The sequence below is a fragment of the Planomonospora sp. ID91781 genome (assembly GCF_015711595.1).
In the GTDB taxonomy this organism is placed as follows: domain Bacteria; phylum Actinomycetota; class Actinomycetes; order Streptosporangiales; family Streptosporangiaceae; genus Planomonospora; species Planomonospora parontospora.
The window spans coordinates 987,938-1,001,758 of sequence record NZ_JABTEY010000002.1 but is presented as its reverse complement, the minus strand read 5'-3'; the positions used below and the strand labels follow the sequence as shown (position 1 = coordinate 1,001,758).

Below are 13,821 nucleotides of genomic sequence, written 5' to 3'. Positions count from 1 at the left end.
GAAGCGTATTTCCGGGATGACCGGGACGGCTCAGGCCGCGCTGTGGCGGCGCAGGTTCACCAGCATCGCGTACGTCTGCTCGGACGTCAGGCGGGCCGCCGGGTCCTTGCGGAGCAGGCCCCGCAGCACCGGCTCCAGGGCCCCCGCCCGCTTCGGCGCACGCGGCGGCTCCTGCAGGGCCGCCATCAGCGCGGCCATGGAGTCCACCGTGCGGAACGGCGTCCTGCCCTCCACCGCCATGTACAGGGTCGCGCCGAACGACCACATGTCGGCCTCGCGCGTGCCGCCCCTGCCCTGCAGGGTCTCCGGCGCGATGAACGCCGGAGTGCCGCGCATCGAGGTCGTCGCCGTGCTCTCGAAGCCCGCGAATCCGAAGTCCGCCAGCACCACCCGGTCACCGGTCAGCATGATGTTGGCGGGCTTGATGTCCCGGTGGACCACCCCGCCGTCGTGCGCGTGCCGCAGCGCCTCCAGCAGCCGCCGCCCCATCTTCGCCACGAGCTCTGCGGGGAGCGGACCCGCCTGCACCACGGTGTCGTGCAGGGTCAGCGCCTCCAGGAACTCCATGACGATCCAGAGCCGCTCGGCCTCCTCGGCCAGGTTGTGCACCGTCACGATGCCCCGGTGGCTCAGGCGGGCGGCCATCCGGGCCTCCTTGACCACCCGCCGCCGCCGTTCGGCCGCGCCGGGTCCCGGAGGCAGGGCGATCTCCTTGAGCGCGACGTCCCTCTCCAGCAGCAGGTCGTAGGCCCGCCACACGACGCCTGTCGCCCCCTGTCCGACGGGGGCGACGAGCTGGTACCGGCCGGCGACGATGGTGCTCACGGGACAATGATCCCAGGGATCGGAGGCGAAGACCTAATTGGACCGCTCCAGAAGCGATCGATCGCTCCGAAAAGGCATGAATCTACGCCGTAAAGGGCATCACACGAGACCGATTCCGAGGCTGAGGGTGCCGGCTCCCAGGGAGATCCCGCCGAGCGCCACCAGCCAGATGAGCTTGCTGGGCCTGGTGTCCGAGGGGCGCACCACCGACAGGAAGAAGCCGAGGGGCATCAGGATCGGCGCGGCCACGATCAGTGTCCGCGTCAGGCTCTTCATGCCCTCGGACAGGTCGGTCTGGTCGATGTAGAGCAGGGCGACCAGGGCGAAGAGCACCAGGACGCCCGCGTGGGCGTGACCCGCCCGCCACAGGCCGCGCCGGACCGGATTGTCCAGGTAGCCGGGGATGTCGCGCATGATGTGCGCGAGCAGCGAGAGGCCGCCGAAGGCCACGGCGGGAACGGTGATGAGCAGCACTCCGGCGGTGCTCAGGGATGACGGCGACATGCGAAGGGTCTCCTTGGCTGGATAGTAGCGCTGCCCAATTATTGGGTAGTTGCACTATCCGGTCAAGCGGTGGATTTGCCCCGGAGGTGGAGGGGGAGGTTGTCTGGCGGACACGACCCGGGCGGCGGGCAAAGATCGCGGGCTGATCCGCGCGAAATGTCTGCCGGTTCGGGGAAGATACGGAGTACAGACGTCCCCCAGGCGGAGGTGCCACAGATGGCTAGCAAGGACACCGGCGGCCAGAAGCAGACCGGCCGGACCGACCGTGAGGTGGAGGAGGTCGAGGCCTCCTCGACCTCCGACGTTCAGGAGCGCCAGGAGAAGCTCTCGGACGATGTCGACTCGATCCTGGACGAGATCGACGAAGTCCTCGAAGAGAACGCAGAGGAGTTCGTGCGCAGTTACGTACAGAAGGGCGGTCAGTAATAAGAAATGTGCGAATCCACCACTCGGGCAGACCTGGGGAGGGATCGCGGACGAGGAGGCGGCCGGCATCGCCGCCGCCGGGGACGAGGCGGCGGCAGCGGCTGTCCGGCACCGTCAGCCGATCAGATGAACGGTCGCGATCTCGAAGGGGCGCAGCGGTAGCCGTACGGCGCCGCCGGTGACCTCCAGCCGTTCGCCCGCCGCGCCGAGCAGGTCGGCGCGGCGGGCGGCGGTGAAGGAGCCGCGGATCACCGCCTCGGTGGCGGCCGGATGCTCGGCGACCAGGCGGATCTCCAGTGCGTGGCCGCGCTCGCGCAGCGCCGTCAGCACCACGCCCCGGCCCTCGACGCAGAGCCGCCCGCCGGGGCCCGCCGTGGGCCCGGCCGCCGGAGAGGCGCAGGCATCGCCTCCCGAGCCCGGTACGGCCAGCAGCTCGTGGCGATACTCCTCGGCCAGGCGGGGCAGGCCCGCCTCGTCCCAGGTGCCCGCGTGCGGGAGCACGGCGAAGCGCATCGCGGTGGGGCCGGGGCACTGGGCGGCGGGGGTGGGCAGCTGTGGACCGGCGGGCCGTTCGCGGTGGGCGTTGCGGTCGCGCGACAGGTGGCCCACGGAGCGGAGCAGGGTCAGGGCGAGCTCCCCGCCGGTCAGCTCGTACTCGGTGACCTGGTCGAGCAGGACGGCGAGACCGCCCGCGGCGACGAAGCCCTCGGCGGGGAAGGTGGGCAGGGGGTGCTCGCCGCAGCCGCCCTCGGCGGTCAGGCCGCGCCGGACGACGGCCAGCTGCCCCTCGGCGAAGGACTCGGCGGCGGGCCGGGGGAGCGGGGCGTGCCAGCGGACCCGGTGGTCGCGGGCGCGGTTGTCGAAGGAGGTCTCCAGCCGCAGGTACGGCTCGCCGGCGCGGAGCTCGGCACGGGTGGTGACCGTGACGGGCTCGGTGTCCTCGGAGCGGCCGTGCTCCCAGGACTCGACGGGCCACCGGTAGGTGCGCCGGATCTCCAGCACCGACACCAGCGGCCCGGCGCAGACGCTCTCGACCTCGACGGAGACGGGGGTGTCGACCTGGAGGTCGTGGCGGGGCGGCGCGTGGTCGTAGGTGTCCCCGGCGTCGCCGCCGTCGACGATGCGGCCGACGCCGTGGGTCTGCGCGTCGCGGGAGGCGAGGGAGAGGGTGCCGTCGGGGGCGACGGCGACGCGGAGCAGCCCGTTGTCGAGGACGCCCTCGGCGGGGCGGCTCCAGCGGGGGCCGTCCGGGGCGGAAGCGGGGGAACGGGACGCGGCGGCCCCGTCCGGACGGACCGGCGTCTCCACGGCGGGGGGTCCCTGGACGGAGAGTTCCGCGGAGGGGGATTCCACGATGGAGGGTTCCGGGGTGGAGGGTTCCGGAGCGGGCCCGGACTCCGTGGTGGCGCCGGCGACGGGCGCCGCGGTCAGGACGGTGCGGCCGAGTGGCGGGACGGTGACGAGGGCTGCGACGGTGACGACGGGCTCGGCGAGGGTGCGCACGCGCCAGGGGCCGGGGCGGGCCGCCGCGCCGTCGAGGACGGCGCGGCGCAGGTCGGCGTAGTCGTACCCGGAGGAGCCGTGGCGGCCGACGACGACGGTGAAGAGATCCTCCTCGGCGCTCCAGGAGACGATCTCCTGGCCGGACGTCTCGCGGTCGTGGATCCGGCCGAGGAGCCGGGTGAGGTCGTCCACGACGGTCTCGCCGAGCAGGGTGGGGGCGAGCTCGAGCCGCTGCAGCGGCACCGGCTCCCCGCCGGGGCCGAGCAGCCGGGAGCGGGCCTCGGGGAGGTCGGCCAGGACCAGGGCGGTCCGGGTGAAGGGGGAGGGGTTGACGGCCACGAGCCGGTCGCGGCCGGCCCGGTCGGCGAGGGAGGCGCCGACCAGGTCGACGACGGCCTGGGCGGTCTGCTCGGCCTCGGCGATGCGGGCGGCGACCTGCTGGGCGGTCTCGTCGGATCCGCAGCCGGTGACGGAGTCGTGCCCGCTGCAGGCGATGAGGCGGCGCCAGGCCGCGTCGAGAAGCAGCCGCGCGGCGGAACCGGCGCCGTCCGGCCGGGCGGCACCGGAGACGTCGTCCGGGCCGGCGTCGGAGGTGCTCTGAGGACCATGGACGCCGTCGGAGGTGCCGTGGGGGCCACGGACGCCCTCGGCGGCGCCGCCGGGCAGCCAGAGGGCGGCCAGCGGTTCGGCGTAGCGGATGAGGACGCGTTCGGCGCGTGCCATGGCCCGCTTGACGGGGACCCGGGCGGAGACGACGCCGGGCAGGAGGTGGGCGCGGGCGTGGGAGCGCAGCTCGCCCTCCACGACGGGCAGGCCGTCGACGGACGGGCCGCGGGCGGCGAGGTACTCGCCGAGGGTGGCCAGGCGCAGCCCGGCCGCGGTGACTCCCGGGTCGGGGGTGGTGTGGTCGTTGCCGTACATGGCCAGCACGGGGCCGTCCGGGTGCCAGGGGCGCAGGGTCTCGGTGAGGGCGGCCAGCCGGTCGGCCAGCGCCTCGGCGGGGCCGCTGAGCAGGTGGGCGGCGTTGCCGTACCCGCCGGGGAGGTACTGGGTCCGGACGGCGGTGCCGTCCGCTCCGGTCCACGCGAAGGCGGCGCGGTCGACGCGGGCGGGCACGCCGCGCCAGAGGCAGGCGTGCTCGAACCCGGCCAGCCGGAGGATCTGCGGCATCTGGGCGCAGTGGCCGAACTGGTCGGGGAGGTAGCCGACGCGCATCGCGCCGCCGAGCTCCTCGGCGCCGCGCACGCCGTACTCGAGGTTGCGGATGAGGGTCTCGCCCGCGCACAGGAACTCGTCGGCGAGGACGAGCCACGGGCCGGCGGCGAGGCGGCCCCCGGCGACGAGGGCCTCGACCAGCGGGCGGCGCTCGGGCCGCACCTCCAGGTAGTCCTCCAGCGCGGCGAGCTGGCCGTCCATGGTGAAGCGGTGGGCGGGGTCGGCGGCCAGGGCGTCGAGGACCCGGTCGAGCATGCGGACCAGCCCGGCGCGGAAGCGCTGGAAGGGCAGGTACCACTCGCGGTCCCAGTGGGTGTGCGGGACGACGGTGATCTCGTCGATGCCGGTGACGTCGGTGTCAGGCGCCATGGGCTCCCCCGGGTGAGTCCGCTCCGATGATTCCCCGCGCGGCCACGATAGCGGCGGACCACGCGGCGGGCGCGGGGTGCGGGGATTCGGGAACCCGGGCGGACCGGGTTCGCGCTGAGCTGATCGAGGGGAGTGCATGGGGGACGGATGGGTGAGTAGGGTCAGGCGTTAGGCGAGCACACCGGTAGGGCTGTCGGCCTTGCCCTCCGGCGTCGCTCGAACATGTACGGAAGTCTTGGAGGGAGTCGCGTGGCATCGCACAGGGACCTGCCCGCCGGCATGGTGAACCACATCTTCACGAACACCGGCAACTCCTCGTTCACCGAGTTCGTCGGGTCCTACGCGCCGGAGCTGCTGCCCGGCCGCAACGACAACCTGGCGGCGCCGGTCGGCGACCAGATCGCGCACGCGACCACGATCGTCGCGGCCACCTGCGCCGGAGGCGTGGTGATGGCCGGAGACCGCCGGGCCACCTCCGGCAACATCATCGCCCAGCGGGAGATCGAGAAGGTCTTCCGGACCGACGACCACTCGTGCATGGGCATCGCCGGGGCGGCGAGCACCGGCATCGAGATGGCCCGCCTCTACCGGGTGGAGCTGGAGCACTACGAGAAGATGGAGGGCCGGACGCTCTCGGTGGCGGGCAAGGCCAACCGGCTCGCCACGATGATCCGGGGCAACCTGGCGATGGCGATGCAGGGCCTGGTGGTGGTGCCGCTGTTCGCGGCCTACGACCCCGACATCGACGGCGGCCGGATCTTCAGCTACGACGTGGGCGGCGGGCCGTACGAGCAGTTCCACCACCACGCGATCGGCTCCGGTTCGATCTTCGCGCGGGGCTCGCTGAAGAAGCTCTACCGGGAGGGGGCCTCTCCCGAGGACACCGTGATGGCGCTCATCCAGTCGCTCTACGACGCGGCCGACGACGACTCGGCGACCGGCGGGCCCGACGTGACCCGCAGGATCTGGCCGGTGGTCGCCACGATCACCGCCGACGGGTTCCGCAGGCTGCCCGACGACGAGGTCGCCGAGTACGTCCAGGCGACCGTGGCCGGCCGCATGACCAACCCCGACGGTCCCGTCGCCCCGCTGCGCTGACACGAGCCGCGCTGACACGAGAGGAAGAGCACCACGGTGTCCATGCCCTTTGGATATGCGTCCCCTGAGCAGATCATGCGGGACAAGGCGGACTACGCGCGCAAGGGCATCGCGCGCGGCCGCAGTGTGGTCGTGCTCCAGTACGAGCACGGCATCCTGTTCGTCGCCCCCAACCCCTCCCGGGCGCTGCACAAGATCAGCGAGATCTACGACCGGATCGGGTTCGCCGCGGTCGGCCGCTACAACGAGTTCGAGGCGCTGCGGCTGGGCGGCATCCGCTACGCCGACATCAACGGCTACACCTACGACCGCTCGGACGTGACCGCGCGCGGGCTGGCCAACCTGTACGCGCAGAACCTCGGGCAGATCTTCACCGAGTCGATCAAGTCGTTCGAGGTGGAGGTGGTGGTCGCCGAGGTCGGCGACACCCCGGAGACCGACGCGATCTACCGGCTGACCTTCGACGGCTCGGTCTTCGACGAGCACGGCATGGCCGTGATGGGCGGCCAGGCGGAGGCGGTGACCACCCGGCTCAAGGAGCACTACCGGGAGGGCATGACGCTGGCGCAGGCGCTGGAGGCGGCGCTGGCCGCGCTGACCGAGCCGGGCGGCGAGCGTCCGCCGGTGGGGCAGCTGGAGGTGGCGGTGCTCGACCGCAACCGCGAGCACCGCAAGTTCCAGCGGCTCGTCGGCTCCCGGCTCGAGACGCTGCTCGCCGAGGCCGCGGCGGGGCGTGCCGCGCAGGCGCCGCCCGCGGAGTCGGAGTCCGCGCCCGGGGCCGTCTCGGCTCCGGAGAGCGGCGCCGGCCCGGCGGACGGTCCGGCGACCGGCCCTGAGGGCGACATCGACACCGGCTCCGGCGGCTGACCCCTCTGGGCCGGGGGATACGGCGGGTTCCAGGCGAGGGGTACGGCGGGCCCGCCGTACCCCTCGCCGGGGGTGTGACGCGGATCACCGGCCCCTCGCCCAACCGATCACCGGGAGGCGCCGTCGTAACGGACATGAAGCGATCTCTTGCAGCGGCCTCCGCGGTGTTCGCCCTCGCCCTGGCCGGAACGACCGCGGCGGAGGCGGCGGCGGTCCCGGACCTCCCGAACCCCAAGATCTTCGGCACCTCGTTCCAGCGCGACCCCGGCCACGACTTCACCAAGCGCATCAGCCCCCGCAGGGACGGCGTCCTGCGCGGCTGGATCACCCACGTCGGCTCCCGGCACGTCGAGTACGAGCCGATCAAGTGGAAGCGCGCCAAGTACGCCGAGGGCTACTTCGTGGGCCCGCCGGAGGGCGACGTCACCGCCTACGCCTCGCCGATCGCCGGGGACGTCGTCTATCTGAGCGCCTTCGGCTGCGGAAAGGCCAGGGCCGGCACGACCGTGAGCCCGAAGACCGGTCTGGGCGTCAAGCGCTGCTCCCGCAAGGCGCTGCTGGCCAACGCCAAGAAGAGCAGGATGCCCGGACTCATCACCGTCTACAAGGGCAAGATCGTCAAGTTCCAGGAAATCTACACGCCCTGAGTCCGCTTACGCCCCCGGGCCGGGGGGCATAAGCCCCCCGACCGAAAACCCCGACGGATCCTTCCCGCTCGAGGTGCCTGGCGAATAGTGTGAGGAAGCGACCCCTCCGCTCCTTGCCGGAGCGGCTTCTCGCTTCCCTCTGCCGAGGCAGGCGACGGCCAACCCCTGACCGTTTCGAACACAAGGACCACAACAGGGAAGTGACCCCCTGCCGGGTGAACCCGACAGTCCCCTCGCTAGGAGAACGATGGACCGCCGCATCTTCGGGCTTGAGAACGAATACGGTGTCACCTGCACGTTCCGGGGGCAGCGGCGGCTGTCACCCGACGAGGTCGCCCGCTACCTCTTCCGCCGGGTCGTCTCGTGGGGCCGGTCGAGCAACGTCTTCCTCCGCAACGGCGCGCGCCTCTACCTGGACGTCGGCAGCCACCCGGAATACGCCACCCCCGAGTGCGACAACGTCATCGAGCTGGTGACGCACGACAAGGCGGGCGAGCGCATCCTCGAGGGCCTGCTCCTGGACGCCGAGAAGCGGCTCCGGGAGGAGGGCATCGCCGGAGACATCTACCTGTTCAAGAACAACACCGACTCGGCCGGCAACTCCTACGGCTGCCACGAGAACTACCTGGTCGGACGGCACGGCGAGTTCGGCCGCCTGGCCGACGTGCTGATCCCCTTCCTGGTCACCCGGCAGATCATCTGCGGCGCCGGCAAGGTGCTGCAGACGCCGCGCGGCGCGGTCTACTGCGTCTCCCAGCGGGCCGAGCACATCTGGGAGGGCGTGTCCTCGGCGACCACCCGGTCGCGGCCGATCATCAACACCCGCGACGAGCCGCACGCCGACGCCGAGCGCTTCCGCCGCCTGCACGTCATCGTCGGCGACTCGAACATGAGCGAGACGACCATGCTGCTCAAGGTCGGCGCGACCGACCTGGTGCTGCGCATGATCGAGGCGGGCACGGTGATGCGCGACCTGTCGCTGGAGAACCCGATCCGGGCCATCCGCGAGGTGTCCCACGACATGACCGGCCGCCGGCGGGTGCGCCTGGCCAACGGCCGGGAGGCGTCCTCGCTGGAGATCCAGCAGGAATACCTGGCCAAGGCCCGCGACTTCGTCGACCGGCGCGGCGGCGACGAGATCAGCCACCGGGTGCTGGAGCTGTGGGAGCGCACGCTCAACGCCGTCGAGACGGGCAACCTGGACCTGGTCGCGCGGGAGATCGACTGGGTGACCAAATACCAGCTGATCGAGCGCTACCGAGCCAAGTACGACCTGCCGCTCTCCAGCCCGAGGGTCGCCCAGCTCGACCTGGCCTACCACGACGTGCACCGCCGCCGGGGGCTGTTCTACCTGCTGCAGAAGCGCGGGGCGGTGGAGCGGGTGGCCTCCGACCTGAAGATCTTCGAGGCCAAGTCGGTGCCGCCGCAGACCACCCGGGCGAAGCTGCGCGGCGAGTTCATCCGGCGGGCGCAGGAGAAGCGGCGCGACTTCACCGTCGACTGGGTGCACCTGAAGCTCAACGACCAGGCGCAGCGGACCGTGCTGTGCAAGGACCCGTTCCGCAGCGTGGACGAGCGGGTGGACAAGCTGATCGCGGGCATGTGACGGCGGCCCGGGCGGCGGGCGGTCCGCCGTCCGCCGTCCGGGGACGGCAGGAGCGGCCGGGCGGTCCGCCGCCCGCGACGGGCACCCGGCGGGCGGTCCGTCGCGGTCGGGCGGTGCGTGTTCGCGGGGATGAACGTTTCACCGCTTATCCCTGCCGTATACGGCAGTCGGATAGTGTGGCGCGAACCTGACGTCTGCTTGAGGGATATCGAATGCGCCGCCGCAGCCTGGCCGTACTGGCCGCAGTGCCTCTGTTGTTCGCCGCAGCCTGCGGCACCGATCAGAGCGGCACCAAGCCCGCCGCCGGCAGCGGCATCAAGGTGACGGGCGACGTCGGCAAGAAGCCGACGGTGACCTTCCCGACGGGCGCGCCCGCGAAGAAGTCCGTCGAGGAGACGGTCAAGGACGGCTCCGGCACGGAGTTCAAGGTCGGCGACAACGTCATCGTCAACTACACGGTCTACACGTGGGACGGCAAGACCAACGCCGCGGCCATGTCCACCTACGACACGGGTTCCCCGGAGACCATCCCGGTCAGCGACCAGCTGCCGTCGGTCCTGAAGGAGGCGTTCGTCGGGGCCAAGCCCGGGGGCCGCCACGTCGCCGTGGTGGCCCCCGACAGCCTGTCCCCGCAGCAGCTGGAGCAGGCCAAGCAGCAGGGCCAGGCCGAGGTGACCCAGGTGCTGGTGCTGGACATGGTGGGCCTGGAGCCGCCGGCGCCGAAGCCCGTCACCGTGGACGGCAAGGCCACGGACCCCGGCGTCAAGGGCGTCAAGGTCGAGAACCCGGGCCCCGGCAAGACGCCCAAGCTGACCACGAAGACCGGTGAGAAGGCGCCCAAGGAGCTGATCTCCAAGGTCGTCATCAAGGGCACCGGCCCCGAGGTGAAGTCCGGCCAGAAGCTCATGGCCCACTACATCGGCAAGATCTGGGGCACCGACAAGGAGTTCGACAGCAGCTGGGGCCGGGGCGAGCCGGCGACCTTCCCGATCGGCGTCGGCCAGGTCGTCAAGGGCTGGGACCAGACGCTGGTCGGCCAGACGGTCGGCAGCCGCGTGCTGGTCACCATCCCGCCGGACCTCGGCTACGGTCCCGAGGGTCGCGCCCCGAACATCAAGGGCACCGACACCATGGTCTTCCTGGTGGACATCGTCGGCGCCTACTAGGCGCCGGTCCGGCCGGTCGCGACGCTCCCCCCGGGCGGGCGTCGCGGCCGGCAGGGCAGGGGCAGGCCCGGTCGCGCACGCGCGCGACCGGGCCTGCCGCATGTTACTGACATCTCCCCCAATAGCGGGTTAGGGTGGGCGCATCCACCGATCCAGGGGGAGCCGGATGCGTCCTCGGGCCCTGCTCGTCGTGCTCTCGCTCGCGCTGGCCTGCGGCTGCACCGCGGGCGGGCAGGCGGGCCCGGACATCGCCGTCGGCGGCGACTTCGGCGCCGAGCCGGAGATCGGCTTCCCCGCCGGCGGTCCTTCCGAGGACCTGCGGGTCCGCGAGCAGATGGCCGGGACCGGAGCCGTGGTGGAGCCGGGCGACCTCGTCGTCGCCCACTACACCGCGCACGTGTGGGACGGCCGGGACAACCGCCTGCTGGCTTCCAGCTTCGACCAGGGGGTGCCCGCCTCCTTCCCGCTGAACGGGGCGGTCACCGGGGTGGGCAAGGCGCTCCAGGGCCACCGGGTCGGCAGCCGCGTCGTCGCGGCGATCCCGCCGGAGGAGGGCTACGGGCCCAATCCGCCCGGCGGGATGAGCGCCGGGGAGACGCTGTTCTACGTGATCGACGTGCTCGGCGCGTTCCCGGCGGGCGCCGCCGCGCAGGGGTCCGGCGGCCCGGGGGAGCTCGCCGGAGTGAAGATCACCGGCGGTCCCGGGGAGCGGCCGGCCCTCACCCTGCCGGACGGCCGTCCCCCCGCCGGCCTGGAGACCGAGGTGCTCTTCCGGGGCAGGGGGGCGAGGACCCAGGCGGGCCGGCTCCTCGTCGTCCAGTACGAGGGCAGGGTCTGGGGGTCGGACGCCGTGCTGGACTCCACCTGGCGGACCGGGCGGCCCAAGGCCTTCCGGATCGGCAAGGGCGCCGTCATCCCCGGCTGGGACCGCGCCCTGACCGGCGTCCCGGTCGGCAGCCGCGTCGCGATGGTCGTGCCCCCGGCCCTCGGCTACCGGCAGGGGCTGCCGCCTCTGGTCAAGCCCTCCGACACCCTCGTCTTCGTCGTGGACGTGCTCGCCGCCTACTGAGGCGCCCGGTGGACCCCGGTGGACCCTGTTGGGCCGTCCGGCGGACCACCGGACGGGGCCCGCGCGCCGCCGCCTGCCGCGGCCCTGCCGTGGCCCGGGCCGGTCCGGGCGAGCGGGGCGATGGGGCGGTGGCCGGGCGGACTAGACTCCGGCCGTGAACGGCGACGATCTGAGCGCGGTGGCGGTCCTGAACGATCCCGTACGGCGGGCGGTCTACGAGTACGTGGTCGCCCAGGGACGCGAGGTGGGGCGCAACGAGGCGGCCGAGGCGGCGGGGGTGCAGCGCACGCTCGCCGCGTTCCACCTGGACAAGCTGGTCGAGGCCGGGTTGCTGGAGTCCGGGTTCAAACGGCTGGGGGAGCGGACCGGGCCGGGGAGTGGCCGGCCGGCCAAGGTCTACCGCCGGGCGCCGGGGGAGTGGCAGGTGAGCGTCCCGTCCCGCGACTACCGCACGCTAGCCCTGGTGCTGGCCGAGGCGGTCGACCTGCTCGGCGGGGACGAGCGGGCCGAGGAGGCCGCCCGGCGGGCGGGGCGCAGGCTCGCGGGCGGACGGGGCGAGCCGGGGCCGGGCGGATCGGGCGGATCGGGTGGACCGGGCGGATCGGGTGGACCGGGCGGTCAGGACCCGTCGCGCGGCCGGGAGGGGGCGGCCGGAGGGCCGGACGCGGCCGGAGTGCTCGGCGACTCCGGTGATCTCGATGACCTGCTGCGGCGGCGCGGTTACGAGCCCTACGAGGAGGACGGCCGCCTGCGGCTGCGCAACTGCCCGTTCCACGTCCTGGCCGAGGAGCACCCGCTGCTGGTCTGCTCGATGAACCTGGCCCTGTGCCGGGGACTGCTGGAGGGACTCGGACGCGACCCCGGGCGGGCCCGGTCGGATCCGCGGCCGGGGGAGTGCTGTGTGAGCCTCTCTATAGATAATGACAATTGACATAGAAGGCGCGGGGATGGTCTGCTGAGGTCATGCATCTGGCACAGTTGAACGTCGCTCGCCTCCGCGCGCCCCTGGACTCGCCCGAGATCGCTGATTTCGTCGCGCTCCTCGAACCGGTCAACAAGATCTCCGACGAGTCCCCCGGCTTCGTCTGGCGGCTCAAGGAGAGCGAGGACGACCCGCAGGCCACGGTCCAGCACGACTACGGCGACGACCTGGTGATCAACTTCTCCGTCTGGGAGTCGCGCGAGGCGCTGTGGAACTTCGTCTACCGCAGCGCCCACCTGCCGGTGCTGCAGCGGCGCCGGGAGTGGTTTCTGAGCATGGCGGAGCCGTACTCGGTGATGTGGTGGATCCCCGAAGGGCACATCCCCTCGCTGGCGGAGGGGATGGAGCGGCTGGAACTGCTCCGGCGCGAGGGCCCCGGCCCGCGGGCCTTCACGTTCAGGGACTTCCACGACGGCGGGGCGGCCGGTGACGGCGAGGGCCCCGGCGGCGCGGGCTCCTACGGCAGCAGCGAGGCCGCCAGCCTGCCCGCGGCGGCCGAGGCCAGGAAGTAGGCCCGGTCCTCCTCCAGCCCCCGCCCCATGGTGGACAGCCGCACCGGCGACGCCTCCAGCGCCTCGTGCAGCCCGTCCACGGGCACGGGCACCAGCTCGTGCCGCTCGCCCAGCGGCCGGGCCTGCTCGGCCACCCGGGCGCCGAACCCGCCCGGCAGCTCGGGCAGCGCCACCCGGGCGGGGGCCAGGGCGACCCGCCCGTAGGCGGTCAGCGAGTGGTGCGAGAGGCCGAGGTGCCGCTCGCGGGGGTCGCCCTCGCTCACCCGCAGCGCCGCGACCGGGCGGCCCGCCAGGACCGCGGCGGCGTTGACCGCCTCCCCGGCCGAGACGCCGGAGAAGCCCCACCGGGTCCCGCCGCCCAGGTTGCCCGGCCCCTGGGTGACGACCGCGACGTCGGCCGACAGGACGTGCCGGGCCGCCAGCAGGCCGGTGTGCACCGTCACCGCCTCCACGTCCCCGCCGAAGGACTGGCCCGTGGTCACCGTCCCGCACAGCCAGCCGACCTCCCGCAGCCGCGCGCACGACATGGAGAACCAGGCGGGCAGCGCGCCCCCGTCGAGCATCACGTAGGCGACCCGGACGCCGGGGCGGGAGCCGTACAGGCCGCACAGGACCGCCGGGAGGGCCGAGTGCAGGTCGGCGACGACCACCGGCATCCCGTCCAGGGAATCGGCCTCGCGCAGGACCTCGTGGTGCGGGGAGCCCTGCTCGTCGGCGCCGGGCACGGTGGCCTGCAGCGGGGTGTAGCGTGCCTTCACCAGATGTCCCGGTCCGTGTGGATCTTCCGGCAAACGGTCGGGAAGCGCCACCACCATGGCGTAACCTCCCGTACCGAGACCCATCGCGAGCGCGGTCGTGTTGAGCAGGACCGCGTCGCCGGGCTCGGGGCGTCCCACGAGGGCGGGATAGGCGAGTGCGCGCGCCTGGCCCTCCTCGGTGGCGACGTCCAGCTCCACCGCCCCCGGCCACTCGCGCCGGATCCGTACGACCTCGCCCCTGCGCCATCTGATCACGCGGGGAAGGGTAGCGTCA

The 13,821-nt window shown here is 72.9% G+C and carries 13 protein-coding genes; 9 read left to right on the top strand and 4 right to left on the bottom strand.

What is annotated here, in order from left to right:
• Window positions 1-30 precede the first annotated feature (30 nt).
• Window positions 31-825, bottom strand: coding sequence for a serine/threonine-protein kinase (locus HS048_RS23795; RefSeq protein WP_068899398.1), 795 nt, complete (start codon window positions 823-825; stop codon window positions 31-33).
• Window positions 826-924: 99 nt separating this feature from the next.
• Complete coding sequence (locus tag HS048_RS23790) at window positions 925-1,329, bottom strand: hypothetical protein (RefSeq protein ID WP_196468727.1); 405 nt, start codon at window positions 1,327-1,329, stop codon at window positions 925-927.
• Window positions 1,330-1,545: 216 nt separating this feature from the next.
• Here HS048_RS23790 and HS048_RS23785 point away from each other — a divergent pair, with 216 nt between their 5' ends.
• Entirely contained in the window at window positions 1,546-1,755 is a 210-nt protein-coding gene (locus HS048_RS23785) for a ubiquitin-like protein Pup (RefSeq protein WP_068899400.1), read from the top strand.
• A gap of 114 nt (window positions 1,756-1,869) precedes the next feature.
• Here HS048_RS23785 and HS048_RS23780 read toward each other — a convergent pair whose 3' ends face one another.
• Complete coding sequence (locus HS048_RS23780; protein WP_196468726.1) at window positions 1,870-4,842, bottom strand: glycoside hydrolase family 38 C-terminal domain-containing protein; 2,973 nt, start codon at window positions 4,840-4,842, stop codon at window positions 1,870-1,872.
• Between the two features lie 249 nt (window positions 4,843-5,091).
• On the opposite strand from HS048_RS23780, the gene prcB reads away from it, so the two are divergent.
• From prcB to HS048_RS23740, 8 genes are all read left to right on the top strand, one after another.
• A complete protein-coding gene (gene prcB, locus HS048_RS23775) occupies window positions 5,092-5,940 on the top strand; it encodes a proteasome subunit beta (RefSeq protein WP_084008610.1) in 849 nt (282 codons plus the stop codon).
• A gap of 42 nt (window positions 5,941-5,982) precedes the next feature.
• Window positions 5,983-6,807 carry a proteasome subunit alpha gene (gene prcA, locus HS048_RS23770; RefSeq protein WP_084008611.1) on the top strand — a complete coding sequence of 275 codons (825 nt, stop codon included), beginning with the start codon at window positions 5,983-5,985 and terminating at the stop codon, window positions 6,805-6,807.
• A gap of 134 nt (window positions 6,808-6,941) precedes the next feature.
• Window positions 6,942-7,454, top strand: a complete 513-nt coding sequence (locus tag HS048_RS23765; RefSeq protein WP_196468725.1) for a hypothetical protein — start codon at window positions 6,942-6,944, stop codon at window positions 7,452-7,454.
• Window positions 7,455-7,701: 247 nt separating this feature from the next.
• A complete protein-coding gene (gene pafA / locus HS048_RS23760) occupies window positions 7,702-9,060 on the top strand; it encodes a Pup--protein ligase (protein ID WP_068899405.1) in 1,359 nt (452 codons plus the stop codon).
• A 212-nt stretch (window positions 9,061-9,272) separates the two neighbouring features.
• Window positions 9,273-10,226: an FKBP-type peptidyl-prolyl cis-trans isomerase gene (locus HS048_RS23755; protein WP_068899406.1), complete on the top strand. Its 954-nt coding sequence runs from the start codon at window positions 9,273-9,275 to the stop codon at window positions 10,224-10,226.
• A gap of 166 nt (window positions 10,227-10,392) precedes the next feature.
• The gene (locus HS048_RS23750; protein ID WP_196468724.1) at window positions 10,393-11,295 is read left to right on the top strand and encodes an FKBP-type peptidyl-prolyl cis-trans isomerase; all 903 of its coding nucleotides are present in this window, start codon (window positions 10,393-10,395) and stop codon (window positions 11,293-11,295) included.
• A gap of 154 nt (window positions 11,296-11,449) precedes the next feature.
• Window positions 11,450-12,226: a metalloregulator ArsR/SmtB family transcription factor gene (locus HS048_RS23745; protein WP_196468723.1), complete on the top strand. Its 777-nt coding sequence runs from the start codon at window positions 11,450-11,452 to the stop codon at window positions 12,224-12,226.
• Between the two features lie 32 nt (window positions 12,227-12,258).
• Entirely contained in the window at window positions 12,259-12,789 is a 531-nt protein-coding gene (locus HS048_RS23740) for a DUF3291 domain-containing protein (RefSeq protein WP_068899411.1), read from the top strand.
• Here the strand turns inward: HS048_RS23740 and HS048_RS23735 are convergent.
• Window positions 12,735-13,802 carry a DUF3866 family protein gene (locus tag HS048_RS23735; RefSeq protein ID WP_068899413.1) on the bottom strand — a complete coding sequence of 356 codons (1,068 nt, stop codon included), beginning with the start codon at window positions 13,800-13,802 and terminating at the stop codon, window positions 12,735-12,737. The two genes, HS048_RS23740 and HS048_RS23735, sit on opposite strands and share 55 nt — an antisense overlap.
• Window positions 13,803-13,821 lie beyond the last annotated feature (19 nt).

Bases quoted from the DNA above. Each gene is read 5' to 3' on its own strand.
- HS048_RS23790 (WP_196468727.1), bottom strand. From the start codon at position 1,329: ATGTCGCCGTCATCCCTGAGCACCGCCGGAGTGCTGCTCATCACCGTT.
- HS048_RS23785 (WP_068899400.1), top strand. From the start codon at position 1,546: ATGGCTAGCAAGGACACCGGCGGCCAGAAGCAGACCGGCCGGACCGAC.
- HS048_RS23780 (WP_196468726.1), bottom strand. From the start codon at position 4,842: ATGGCGCCTGACACCGACGTCACCGGCATCGACGAGATCACCGTCGTC.
- prcA (WP_084008611.1), top strand. From the start codon at position 5,983: ATGCCCTTTGGATATGCGTCCCCTGAGCAGATCATGCGGGACAAGGCG.
- HS048_RS23765 (WP_196468725.1), top strand. From the start codon at position 6,942: ATGAAGCGATCTCTTGCAGCGGCCTCCGCGGTGTTCGCCCTCGCCCTG.
- pafA (WP_068899405.1), top strand. From the start codon at position 7,702: ATGGACCGCCGCATCTTCGGGCTTGAGAACGAATACGGTGTCACCTGC.
- HS048_RS23755 (WP_068899406.1), top strand. From the start codon at position 9,273: ATGCGCCGCCGCAGCCTGGCCGTACTGGCCGCAGTGCCTCTGTTGTTC.
- HS048_RS23750 (WP_196468724.1), top strand. From the start codon at position 10,393: ATGCGTCCTCGGGCCCTGCTCGTCGTGCTCTCGCTCGCGCTGGCCTGC.
- HS048_RS23740 (WP_068899411.1), top strand. From the start codon at position 12,259: ATGCATCTGGCACAGTTGAACGTCGCTCGCCTCCGCGCGCCCCTGGAC.